Annotated in this window: 10 protein-coding genes; 4 read left to right on the top strand and 6 right to left on the bottom strand. The window is 71.2% G+C overall.

Annotation, left to right across the window (positions count from 1 at the left end; genetic code table 11):
- Window positions 1-312: 312 nt before the first annotated feature.
- Window positions 313-972 carry a 3-oxoacid CoA-transferase subunit B gene (locus tag FV218_RS09040; RefSeq protein WP_147709474.1) on the bottom strand — a complete coding sequence of 220 codons (660 nt, stop codon included), beginning with the start codon at window positions 970-972 and terminating at the stop codon, window positions 313-315.
- A gap of 23 nt (window positions 973-995) precedes the next feature.
- Window positions 996-1,724 (bottom strand): CoA transferase subunit A, encoded by a 729-nt coding sequence (locus FV218_RS09035; RefSeq protein ID WP_147709473.1) that lies wholly within the window; start codon window positions 1,722-1,724, stop codon window positions 996-998.
- A gap of 286 nt (window positions 1,725-2,010) precedes the next feature.
- Here FV218_RS09035 and FV218_RS09030 point away from each other — a divergent pair, with 286 nt between their 5' ends.
- Window positions 2,011-3,933, top strand: coding sequence for an AsmA family protein (locus tag FV218_RS09030; RefSeq protein WP_147709472.1), 1,923 nt, complete (start codon window positions 2,011-2,013; stop codon window positions 3,931-3,933).
- Window positions 3,934-4,021: 88 nt separating this feature from the next.
- Here FV218_RS09030 and FV218_RS09025 read toward each other — a convergent pair whose 3' ends face one another.
- The 4 genes from FV218_RS09025 to FV218_RS09010 are packed head-to-tail and all read right to left on the bottom strand — an operon-like array spanning window position 4,022 to window position 7,466.
- On the bottom strand, window positions 4,022-4,813 hold the full coding sequence (locus tag FV218_RS09025; protein ID WP_147709471.1) for an ABC transporter permease subunit: 792 nt from the start codon (window positions 4,811-4,813) through the stop codon (window positions 4,022-4,024).
- Window positions 4,810-5,706 (bottom strand): ABC transporter permease subunit, encoded by an 897-nt coding sequence (locus tag FV218_RS09020; RefSeq protein ID WP_147709470.1) that lies wholly within the window; start codon window positions 5,704-5,706, stop codon window positions 4,810-4,812. The genes FV218_RS09025 and FV218_RS09020 overlap by 4 nt, the downstream gene beginning before the upstream one ends.
- Entirely contained in the window at window positions 5,703-6,776 is a 1,074-nt protein-coding gene (locus FV218_RS09015; RefSeq protein WP_147709469.1) for an ABC transporter ATP-binding protein, read from the bottom strand. The genes FV218_RS09020 and FV218_RS09015 overlap by 4 nt, the downstream gene beginning before the upstream one ends.
- A gap of 3 nt (window positions 6,777-6,779) precedes the next feature.
- Window positions 6,780-7,466, bottom strand: a complete 687-nt coding sequence (locus FV218_RS09010) for a Crp/Fnr family transcriptional regulator (RefSeq protein ID WP_056092281.1) — start codon at window positions 7,464-7,466, stop codon at window positions 6,780-6,782.
- 469 nt (window positions 7,467-7,935) lie between these two features.
- Between FV218_RS09010 and FV218_RS23430 the strand changes: the two genes are divergently transcribed.
- The 3 genes from FV218_RS23430 to FV218_RS08995 all read left to right on the top strand — a co-directional run bounded on the left by FV218_RS23430 (window position 7,936) and on the right by FV218_RS08995 (window position 11,157).
- The gene (locus FV218_RS23430) at window positions 7,936-8,064 is read left to right on the top strand and encodes a hypothetical protein (protein ID WP_274533123.1); all 129 of its coding nucleotides are present in this window, start codon (window positions 7,936-7,938) and stop codon (window positions 8,062-8,064) included.
- 84 nt (window positions 8,065-8,148) lie between these two features.
- The gene (locus FV218_RS09000) at window positions 8,149-10,023 is read left to right on the top strand and encodes an ABC-F family ATP-binding cassette domain-containing protein (protein WP_147709468.1); all 1,875 of its coding nucleotides are present in this window, start codon (window positions 8,149-8,151) and stop codon (window positions 10,021-10,023) included.
- 264 nt (window positions 10,024-10,287) lie between these two features.
- Window positions 10,288-11,157: a tetratricopeptide repeat protein gene (locus FV218_RS08995; RefSeq protein WP_147709467.1), complete on the top strand. Its 870-nt coding sequence runs from the start codon at window positions 10,288-10,290 to the stop codon at window positions 11,155-11,157.
- Window positions 11,158-11,238 lie beyond the last annotated feature (81 nt).

Raw genomic sequence — 11,238 nt, 5'->3', positions numbered from 1 at the left:
CCCCCCCCCCCCCCTTTTTTTATACAACCCCACCCCGCCATACCCCCGCTCCCCATGTCTCGTGGGGTCTGTGATGTCTAAACCCGCCCGCCCCCACGGGGCTGGGCCGGGGGCGGGGCCGCCCGCCGGAACGGCACGACATTGTCCATCCTTGCCGGAACGCTATCCATCACGCCGTCACCCTCGTCTCACGCAACGCAGGCCGGGGAACGATCGGTCCACGGCCTGCGCTGACACTTCGACGGTTCGGCTTAACGGCCGCTTAGCCATGCCGGCACCGGACCCGGCCCCGGCGTCCCGAAACGAGGCGGATCAGGCGAGGCGCGTGGTGAAGGCGCCCTGCGTCTTGGCGCGGATTTCGTCCTCGGTGACGCCCTCGGCGAGTTCGACGAGGGTCATGCCGCCGTTCCCCTTCTTGTCGATGGTAAAGACGCCGAGATCCGTGATGACCATGTCGACCACGTGGGTGCCGGTGAGCGGCAGGTCGCATTCGGCCAGGAGCTTCGGCGCCTCGGAGCCGTCCTTGCCCTTGGCGACGTGCTCCATCACCACCACGACCCGCTTCACGCCCGCCACGAGGTCCATGGCGCCGCCCATGCCCTTCACCATCTTGCCGGGGATCATCCAATTGGCGAGGTCCCCGTTCTCGGCCACCTGCATGGCGCCGAGGATCGACAGGTTGATGTGCCCGCCCCGGACCATCCCGAAGGAATCCGACGAGGAGAAGTAGCTCGTGGTCGGCAGTTCCGTGATGGTCTGCTTGCCGGCGTTGATGAGGTCGGGGTCCTCTTCGCCCTCGAACGGGAACGGGCCCATGCCGAGCATGCCGTTCTCCGATTGCAGCTGCACCGACATCCCCTCGGGGATGTAGTTCGACACCAGGGTCGGAATGCCGATGCCGAGGTTCACGTAGAAGCCGTCGCGCAGTTCCTTGGCGGCGCGCTCCGCCATCTGTTCGCGGGTCCAGGCCATGGGGTGTGTCTCCTGCGTTCTCGTCAGACGGCGGCGGGGGGGATGGCGGGCTCGCCGCGCTTGCGCGTCGTGCGCTGCTCGATGCGCTTCTCGCGGATCGCCACGTGGATCATCCGCTTGATGAAGATGCCCGGGGTGTGGACCGCGTCGCCGTCGATCTCGCCGGGCTGCACCAGGTGCTCGACCTGAGCCACGGTCACCTTGGCGGCGGTGGCCATCATCGGATTGAAGTTGCGCGCCGTCTTCCGGTAGACGAGGTTGCCCTCCGTATCGCCCTTCCAGGCGTGGACGATGGCGAGATCGGCGAACAGGCCGCGCTCCATCACGTAGCTCTCGCCGTCGAACTCCCGGACCTCCTTGCCCTCGGCGATGAGGGTGCCCACACCCGTCTTGGTGAAGAAGGCCGGGATGCCGGCGCCGCCGGCGCGGATGCGCTCGGCCAGGGTGCCCTGCGGGTTGAACTCGATGGCGAGCTCGCCGCCGAGGTACTGCCGGGCGAATTCCTTGTTCTCACCGACATAGGACGAGATCATCTTGGCGACCTGGCGGGTCTCCAGGAGCTTGCCGAGGCCGACGCCGTCGATGCCGGCGTTGTTCGAGATCACCGTGAGGTCCTTGACCCCCGATTCGCGGATCGCGTCGATGAGTTCGTCGGGGATGCCGCACAGGCCGAAGCCCCCGGCCATCACCGTCATCCCGTCCTTGAGGAGACCGGCCAGGGCCTCCGTCGCATCGTTGCGTACCTTCTTCATGAACGCCCTCCCCCAAAGGTCTCCGGCAACGGTTCTCGATCCTGCCGTCAGCATCGCGCTTCGTTGCGGTTACGCCAAGCAATTCGTGATGACCAGCGGGGGGTTACGGTGCGCCCCGACAGGTCCGTGCGGGTGTCACCCGATTCGGACGCCAACCCGCGCCCCGACATCGGCCGGTGCACGGCCGTCCGCCCCGGGAGACAAACCGCTCCGGAGGGGATAGGAGTCTGGATCGCATCAGCGTTCGTCGCCGGGTGGGGGCGCCCGCGACGACCATCGGCTGGACGTGCCGGAAGGGTCCGGCCCGCCCTCCGCACGGAGTGCCCAGTCGCTGCGACGTCTCGTTCCCCTTCTCGGCCTCGGTGCCGTCGCGGCCGGTCTCGCGGGCGCCTGCCTGCCCTGGACGGTGCCGACGCAGCGCGCGGTCGCCTTCGTCGGTGGTCCCCTGGCCCAGAGCTACGGCATCGCCCTGACGGCTTCCGGCCCGGCGGAGGTGGCGCTCCTGCCCCTGCCCCGTCTCAGCCTCGGGGGCGTCCGCTTCGCCGCGACCGCGGGCGATGCGGCGCCCCTGGCCGAGGGCGGGGCCCTCAAGCTCCAGCTCAACCTGTTCGCCCTCCTCGCCGGGCGGATCGAGGTCAACACCGCCTCCCTGGAGGGTGGGACCGTGAGCCTGCCCACCCGCGACGACGACCCGCGCTGGGCCGCCCCGAGGGCCCAGGCCGCCCGCCTCGTCGAGCCCGGATCCGCCCATCCCCGTCGCCTCACCCTGAGCCAGGTCACGGTGACGGGACGCGACCCGCGCGACGGCCGGGTGCAGACGGCCCAGGAGGTCGATCTCACCGTGTCCTGGCCCAGCTGGAGCGCGCAGGTCGATGTGGCCGGCGCGTTCCGGTGGAACGCGGTCCCTGCCCGCTTCACCCTCACCGGCCTGCGGGTCGCCAACCTCGCCACGGGGGCGCGCAGCCCGTTCGCCGCCACCGCCGACTGGCCGGCGGGCAGCCTCTCCGTGGAGGGCGAAGGCTCGCTCGGCAGCGGCTCCCCGGACGGAGGATTGGCCCTCACCGGAAGCGCCAGCCTCCGGACCCGGTCCCTGCCCGAGACCCTGGGCTGGGTGGGCGGCGATCTGGCCTTGTCGCCGATGATCGAGGCGTTCGCCCTTGCCGGTGCCTTCGAGGTGCGGGACCGGACCCTGCTCCTGCCGAGCCTGCGTCTCGACGTCGGCGACAATCGCTTCGAGGGCGCCGGCTCCGTCGCCCTGGCGGGGGGACGTCCGGCCATTCAGGCGACCCTGGCGGCCGAGACCCTCAACCTCGCGCCCCTCGTCGCCGAGACATTGCGCCTGTTCGGGCTCGACGAGGCCGAGGCGGCGGGCTGGAGCGGACGCAGCCTCGCCCTGCATCCCCTCACGGGCGGCGACCTCGACCTGCGGGTCTCGGCCGGCGGCGCCCGGATGGGCCCGCTGCTGTTCGAGGACGTGGCCGCCAGCGTCCTGGTGCGCCGGGGCGGGATCGAGGCGGCCCTGAGCCGCGCAACCCTGCAGGGCGGCCTCGTGAAGGGGCGCCTCGGCCTCACCCCTGCTGCGGACGATCCGCGCAGGACCGAAGTCAGGCTCCAGGGCGCCTTCGACAGCCTCGACCTCGGTGCCGTCCTGGTCGATCTCGGGCAGGATCGCTGGGTGTTCGGGGCCGCGCGCGGGCAGGTCGCCCTGGAGGGCGCGGGCACGACGCCGGACGTGCTCATGCGACACCTCGACGGACGCGCGACGCTCGCCGTCGACGGCGGCGCCCTGGCGGGGATCGATCTCGCCGACGTCGTCCATCGCAACGGAACCCCCGCGGCCGGAGCCTTGGCCCGCCGTAACGGCCGCACGGCCTTCGAGCATGCCGGCCTGACCCTGCGCGTCGTCGATGGTGTCGGGGAGATCGCCGATGGCGTCCTGCGGACGTCCGCCCTGACCGGGACCCTGACGGGTGCCGTGGTCCTGCCCGAGCGCCGCTTCGAAGCGCGGGCGCAACTCCTGCCGCGCGCGGCCGCCGACGGCACCGCGCGCCCGGGACCGACCTACGCCATCGCGGGCCCTTGGGACGCCGTCGTGGTCCGCAAGGCCGCCCCCGAGGATGGCGGCGGCCTGACATCCACCGGTGCTCTGCGCCCCGGGCCCGGCGGCAGACCGGGCCTGCCGGCGGCGGCCCGCGCCTACGCGCCCTGAGACCGCGTTCGCTTCATCGGCGCCGTGACGGCCGTGGGGCCGCTGGTTCGGCGCCGAGCACCGTTGATTTTCCGCCCACGCGCCGCGGTCAAGCGGTGCCCGCATGGGACCGGTCGCCGCCGCGCGCCGACAGCCAGGAGGCGCCGAGGACGATGAGGGTCACGCCGCCCACCAGCAGGGTCGAGGCGGCGTTGATCTCCGGGTTCACCCCGAGACGGACCTGGCTGTAGAGCCGCATGGGCAGGGTGGTGGCCCCGGGCCCGGCGACGAAGCTCGCGATGACGAGGTCGTCGAGGGACAGGGTGAAGGCGAGGAGAAAGCCCGCCGCCACCGCCGGGGCGATGAGGGGCAGGGTGACGGTGGCGAAGACCTGCAGCGGGCCCGCGCCGAGGTCGGCGGCGGCCTCTTCCAGGGTGCGGTCGAACCCCTTGAGCCGGGCGCCGACGATCACCGCGACGAAGCCGAGGCCGAGGGTGGCGTGCGCCACCACGAGGGTGACGAGGCCGCGCTCGAAGCCGGTGGCGACGAAGAGCAGCAGGAGGGCGAGCCCGGTGATCACCTCGGGCATCACCATGGGGACGTAGAGGAGTCCGGTGAAGGCGGAGCGGCCGGGAAAGCGCCCGCCACGATCGAGGGCCAGGGCCGCGAGGGTGCCGAACAGGGTGGCGAGTGCCGCCGCCGCCAGGGCGACCCGCAGGGAAACGAGGCCGGCGGCCAGGAGCGGACCGTCGGCGAACAGCAACCCGTACCAGCGGGTCGAGAATCCGCCCCAGACCGTGACGAGGGCCGAGGCGTTGAACGAGAACGCCACGAGGACGAGGATCGGCCCGTACAGGAATGCGAGCCCGAGGCCGAGGGAGAGGCGACCGAAATGGCTCACCGGACCGCGTTCCGGTCCGGCGTGCCGGATTCGCGCAGGAGGACGAGGGGCACGATCACGAGGGCGAGCATGAGGATCGCCACCGCAGAGGCGAGGGGCCAGTCGCGGTTGGAGAAGAACTCGCTCCACAGCACGCGCCCGAGCATCAGGGTGTCGGAGCCGCCCAGCAGATCCGGGATGATGAACTCGCCGACCATCGGCACGAAGCACAGGAGCGCCCCGGCGGCGAGGCCCGGCCGGGCCAGGGGCAGGGTCACGCTCCAGAACACCCGGATGGGCGAGGCGCCGAGATCGGCGGCGGCTTCGCGCAGGCTCGGGTCGAGGCGGACCATCACGGCATAGAGCGGCAGCACCATGAAAGGCAGGTAGGCGTAGGTCAGCCCGACGAGGATTGCGGCCTGCGTACCGAGGATCTCGAGGGGGCGATCGATGAGGCCGAGGCGCAGGAGGGCGGCGCTCAGGAGCCCTTCCGGCTTCAGGATCGCGATCCAGGCGTAGATGCGGATGAGAAAGCTCGTCCAGAACGGCACGATGACGAGGGCGACGAGGAGCGGCTGTAGTCGCGCCGGAGACCGCGCTATGGCGTGGGCCAGGGGCGTGCCGAGGAGCGCCAGGATCAGGGTGGCAAGGCCGGCGAGCCACAGGGATTGCAGGCCGGCATCCCGGTAGAGGGCGTCGCCTAGCAGGGTCTCGAAGTTGGTGAAGTCGAGGGCTTCGAGGAAGCTGCCCCAGCCCACCGGTCCGGCGCTCCAGTCGAGGACCGGCAGGTAGGGCGGTTGCGCGGTGGCCGCCGCGGACAGGCTGATCTTGAGGACGATCAGGGCGGGCACGAGCACGAAGGCGGCGAGCCACAGGGCCGGCACGACGGCGATGAGGCGGGCGGGCCGCTTCATGCCGGAAGAAGCCGGCAGGCTTCGGGGTCGAGGTCGAGGCGGATCGCGGCGCCGACCCCATGCGGGTCCGGCGCGTGTCCGCCCGCCGGCCCGCTCGCCCGCAGGAGGGTGCCGTCCGCCATGCGGACCTGTCGGCGGATGCGCTCGCCGAGGAAGGTCACGTCCGTGATCGTGCCGGCCGGACCCACCCCGGCGCCGAGGCCGACGCGTTCCGGACGGATGACCAGGGTCGCTGCCTCCCCCTCCCCCGGCGTGGGGCCGGACGCGCGGGCGCGCACCGGACCGAACCCGGTCTCGACCACGGCCCAATCGCCGTCCCGCCCGCTGACCCGGCCGGGGATCAGGTTCACGTCGCCCAGCAGCCCGGCGACGAAGCGGGTCGCGGGGCGCTCGTAGAGGGTGACGGCGTCCCCCACCTGCACGAGGCGGCCCCGGTCCATCACGCCGATGCGGTCGGCCAGCGCCATCGCCTCGCCGGGATCGTGGGTGACCATCACGAAGGTGATTCCGAGGCGGCGCTGGAGGGCGCGCAGCTCGCTCTGCGTCTCCTCGCGCAGGCCCCGGTCGAGGGCGCCGAGGGGCTCGTCGAGGAGCAGCACGCCCGGCTCGCGGGCGAGTGCCCGGGCCAGGGCCACCCGCTGGCGCTGGCCGCCCGACAGGGTGTCGATCCGACGCGTCCCGAAGCCGTCGAGGCGCACGCGAGCCAGAAGGTCCCTCACCCGGCCGGCCCGGTCCGCCCGGTTCAGGTTCGTGAGGCCGTACGCGACGTTGCCGGCGACATCCCTGTGCGGGAACAGGGCGTAGGACTGGAACATCATGTTCACCGGCCGCCGGTGCGGCGGCAGCCCGGCCAGGTCCCGCCCGTCGACGCGGATGAGACCGGCGCTCGGCGTCTCGAATCCCGCCACGAGGCGCAGGAGGGTGCTCTTGCCGCAGCCCGACGGCCCGAGCAGGCAGAAGAACTCGCCCGGCGACAGGGCCAGGGAGACATCCGCCACGGCAACGCCGTCACCGAACCGCTTCGTGACGCCTTCGAGATCGAGGCGCGGCGCCGGATCCGTCCCGTCCAAGGCTCAGCTGTCCTCCCGCAGGGCCTCGGCGACGCGGGCCTCCAGGAGGTCGGGCCGGCGGATCACGAGGGCGCCGCGGGTGCGGTCGATGAGGCCGTCGGCGGCCATGACGGTGAATTCGCGGGTCACCTGCTCGCGGCGGCAGCCGATGCGGGCGGCGAGCACGTGGTGGTAGGGCGGCGGGGTGACGACGCGGGCACCGTCCCCGCCCGTGCGCGGCACCGAGAGGCGCAGCAGCTCGGCGTAGAGGCGATGGCGCAGGTCGAGGAGCGCGTGCTCCATGATGCGGGTGTTGAGCTCGCGGACCCGCTTGGCCAGCAGGCGGAACAGCCGGTCGGCGATGGCCTCGGACGCGAAGATCATCTGACGGAAGATCGGCGCCGGCACGACGCAGACCTCGCCCCGCGTCAGGGCGGTGACGTTGGCTGAGCGGCCGATGCCATCGAGGGCCGCGAGTTCGCCGAAGAACGCGCCGCCGCGCATCTCGCCGAGGATCACCTCCTTGCCCGATTGCGACCGGTTGAGGATGCGCACCTCGCCGGAGGCCAGGAAATATACGTCGGTGGAGACGTCGTCGTAATCGACCAGAACCTCGTTCTCGTCGAACCGGCGCCAGTGGCAGCGCGTCTCGTAGGACGACAACTCGATTCCCGGTTCCTTGAAGAACGGGATTGTCGCCAGCCGACTCATCGAAAAACTCCTGGTGGCGCCCTGCGCCCGATCCTGACCCTGCGGGGATCGCTGCCGATCCGGCGCGCCAACCCAGCCCACGGCAGGCCCATGCTCTCGGATGCATCGGACGTCCGACGATCCAATCGGTCGATCGTGACGGCCGGGTCCGGGCCGGTCAAGCCGCAGCCTCCCGATGGACGTGGATAGGCTTAGTGGCCGCGCCGGGCTGTTGCCTTGGCGTCCCGGTTTCGACGCGAAACAGCGGCCAATGGGGACGGACGCTCCTCGCCCGCTTGCCAAGATTAAATCGGATGATAGCCGAATTTGTCCCCGATGAGCACGTGTCGCGCCGGATCGGGGTGTAATTTCGTAATGACAATCCAATCATAATCTGGAACTATACTTTTTAATCCGGACGAAGGCCCTGTTTCCCTCGATCTGGTTCGGGCGGGAGCCTCGTCGGCCGGCCTGGCCCAGGCCACCCTGGGTGCGGCCCTCACCCTTTCCGGGCGTGGCCGTGCTGGGCCACGTCACCGCCCGGCATACGGGCCACACCCTCAACCACGCCCTCGTGGCGGCGCTCCTCGCCGACCCCGCCACCTGGGAACGCGTCTGATCCGGGCGGCCCGGCGGGCCTCACGCCCCGGAAACCGCCATACGCCGCTTGCCACGGCCGGGGCACGGCGCCAGAACGCCGCTCATGCTGCGCGTCAACGACCTCACCTACCGCATCGGCGAACGCCTGATCCTCGACGGCGCCACCTTCGTGATTCCGGACCGGGCCCGCGTCGGGCTCGTGGGCCGCAACGGCGCCGGCAAGACCACGCTGTTCCGGGCGATCCTCGGCGAATTGCCGACGGAGGGCGGCACCGTGTCGATGCCCAAGGGCATGCGCATCGGCGCCGTGGCGCAGGAGGCCCCGGCCGGCCCTGAGACCCTCCACGCCGTGGTGCTCGCCGCCGACACCGAACGCGCGCGCCTGATGGCGGAGGCCGAACACGCCGACGGCCTGCGCCGGGCCGAGATCGAGACGCGGCTCGTGGACATCGAGGCGCACTCGGCTCCGGCCCGCGCGGCGGCCATCCTGCACGGCCTCGGATTCGATGCCGCGGCGCAGGGCCGTCCGTGCTCCGACTTCTCGGGCGGCTGGCGCATGCGCGTGGCGCTCGCCGCCGTGCTGTTCTCCGAGCCCGACCTGCTGCTGCTGGACGAGCCCACCAACTACCTCGACATCGAGGGCACCATCTGGCTCTACGACTACCTCGAGCGCTATCCGCGCACGGCGGTGATCATCTCCCACGACCGCGACCTGCTGGACGAGTGCGTCGACCACATCCTCCACCTCGACCGGGGCAAGCTCGCCATCTACCGCGGCGGCTACACCTCGTTCGCCCGACAGGTCGCGGAGAAGCGCACGCTCCAGGCCAAGGCCAAGGTGAAGCAGGACGCCGAGCGCGCCCATCTCCAGAGCTTCGTCGATCGGTTCAAGGCCAAGGCGACCAAGGCGCGTCAGGCCCAGTCCCGCGTCAAGCGGCTCGCCAAGATGGAGATCATCGCCTCGGTGATCGAGGACGACGTGCCGGCGTTCCGCCTGCCGAGCCCGGAGCGCCCGCTCTCGCCGCCCATCGTCGCCATGGAGCGCGTCCAGGCGGGCTATCCCGACCGGATCGTGCTGTCCGGCCTCAATCTTTCGCTGGCCCCCGACGACCGGGTGGCGCTGCTCGGCGCCAACGGCAACGGTAAGTCGACCTTCTGCAAGCTCATCGGCGGGCGCCTGCCGCCGCTCAGCGGCGAGATGCGGCGCTCCGGGAAAATGGAGGTCGCCTACTTCGCCCAGCACCAGCTCGACGAGTTGCGCCCCGCCGAGAGCGCCTACGCCCATGTCCGCGACCTGATGCCGGACGTGCCGGAATCGAAGGCGCGCGCGGCGGCCGCGCGCCTCGGCTTCTCCGGCACCAAGTCCGAGACGCCGGTCTCGCAGCTCTCCGGTGGCGAGAAGGCCCGGCTGCTCATGGGCCTCGCCGCCTTCAACGGCCCGCATCTGCTCATCCTCGACGAGCCGACGAACCACCTCGACATCGAGAGCCGGCAGGCCCTGGTGGAGGCGATCAACGATTACGAGGGCGCCGTCATCCTCGTCTCCCACGACCGCTTCCTGGTCGAAGCCTGCGCCGACCGACTCTGGCTCGTCGCCAACGGCAGCGTGAAGGCCTTCGACGGCGACATGGACGATTACCGCCGCCTCGTGCTCGCCGGCCCCGAGCGTCCGGCGGAGAAGGAGGCGGTGGAGACCGTCGGCGGGGTCAAGGCGGTGGAGCGGCGCTCCAACGCCGAGCGCCGGGTGGCCCTCGCGCCCCTGCGCAAGAAGATCGAGGCGGTGGAGGCGCGTATGAAGAAGCTCGCCGAGGCCATGGCCAAGATCGATGCCGCGCTCGCCGACGGCACCGCCTTCCAGGCCAATGCCGCCAAGGCGGGGGAACTCGCCAAGATGCGCTCGGATGCCGCCGGCGCCCTCGAATCGGCCGAGGAGGAATGGCTCGACCTCAGCGGTGCCATCGAGGCGGCGGAAGCCTGACGGCCGCCCGGATCTGCGGCTCCGGCACCACACGCCGGAAGCGATTGCCCGGCGCCGCGGCTCCCCGGGCCCGATCGTCGACGGGAGCCATATGTTCGCCACACGGGCGGGCTTGAGGGTCGGGAACGGCGCCGTCTTAAGCGCGCGTTCACCGCGATGCGCGACCGTTCCGGCGCGGACGCGCGGATCGGGGCGGTCCGGGTTCGGGCACAAGTTTATGGGGCGGGGCCGTGCCGTGCGCGGACGCCCGGGGGGAGCGGGTTCATGACGGTTCTGACGCTGCGGGCATCGAAGGCGGGGCTGATCGGGGCCGCCCTCGTGGCGGCCGCGCTCGGCGGGTGCGAGACCTACGGCAATGCCGGTGCGCCGAAGCAGTTCGCCGTGCTCGAGACCGACACCACGGGCGCCACCAACGTGAACATCGCCTCGCTCAGCGAAGTGATCCAGCGCAACCCCAACGACGCCGCCGCCTACGTCACTCGCGGCGCCGCCTATGCCCGTTCGGGCCAGTTCAACGACGCCATCGGCGATTTCACCAAGGCGGTGCAGATCGATCCGAACTCGGCTTCGGCCTACAACAACCGGGCGCTCGCCAACCGCCAGATCGGCCGCAACGACGCGGCGCTCGGCGATTTCTCCAAGGCCATCGCGGCGGACCCGAATTACGGCCCGGCCTATATCGGCCGCGCCAACGTCCTGCGCGCCCAGGGCGACCTCGACGGTGCCGGCAACGACCTCAACCAGGCGATCCGCCTGACGCCGGAATCGGCCGAAGCCTACCACGCTCGTGGCCTCGTGCGGCAGAAGCAGAACCAGAACACCCAGGCCATCGCCGATTTCGACGCCGCCATCGACCGCAACCCGTTCGTGGCCGCCCCCTACGCCGCCCGCGGCCAGAGCCTCATCGCCACCAATCAGTTCGACAAGGCCATCGAAGACTACAACGCGGCCCTCAACGTCAACAATAAGGACGCCACTTCCTGGGCCTATCGCGGGGTGGCCTACGAGAAGTCCAACCGTCGCAAGGAGGCGATGGAGAGCTACCAGCGCGCCGCGCAGCTCGATCCCGGCAACGCCATCGCCAAGCAGGGTCTCGGCCGCGTGCAGGGCGGCGTCGGCTCGCTGTTCAACTGACGCGACGCCCGCCGTCCGACGGCGGGCTTCCCTCGGGATTGCCCGCCGGACACCTTGGGGCGGGTGAAAAACCCGCCAGGA

This window comes from Methylobacterium sp. WL69 (assembly GCF_008039485.1).
GTDB lineage: Bacteria > Pseudomonadota > Alphaproteobacteria > Rhizobiales > Beijerinckiaceae > Methylobacterium.
The sequence above is the reverse complement of the archived record's forward strand: the minus strand, read 5'-3'. Positions and strand labels throughout refer to the sequence as shown.

What these genes read in the sequence shown, in the direction of transcription:
- FV218_RS08995 (WP_147709467.1), top strand. Translation starts at nt 10,288, where the DNA reads ATGACGGTTCTGACGCTGCGGGCATCGAAGGCGGGGCTGATCGGGGCC.
- FV218_RS09020 (WP_147709470.1), bottom strand. Translation starts at nt 5,706, where the DNA reads ATGAAGCGGCCCGCCCGCCTCATCGCCGTCGTGCCGGCCCTGTGGCTC.
- FV218_RS09040 (WP_147709474.1), bottom strand. Translation starts at nt 972, where the DNA reads ATGGCCTGGACCCGCGAACAGATGGCGGAGCGCGCCGCCAAGGAACTG.
- FV218_RS09035 (WP_147709473.1), bottom strand. Translation starts at nt 1,724, where the DNA reads ATGAAGAAGGTACGCAACGATGCGACGGAGGCCCTGGCCGGTCTCCTC.
- FV218_RS09000 (WP_147709468.1), top strand. Translation starts at nt 8,149, where the DNA reads ATGCTGCGCGTCAACGACCTCACCTACCGCATCGGCGAACGCCTGATC.
- FV218_RS09010 (WP_056092281.1), bottom strand. Translation starts at nt 7,466, where the DNA reads ATGAGTCGGCTGGCGACAATCCCGTTCTTCAAGGAACCGGGAATCGAG.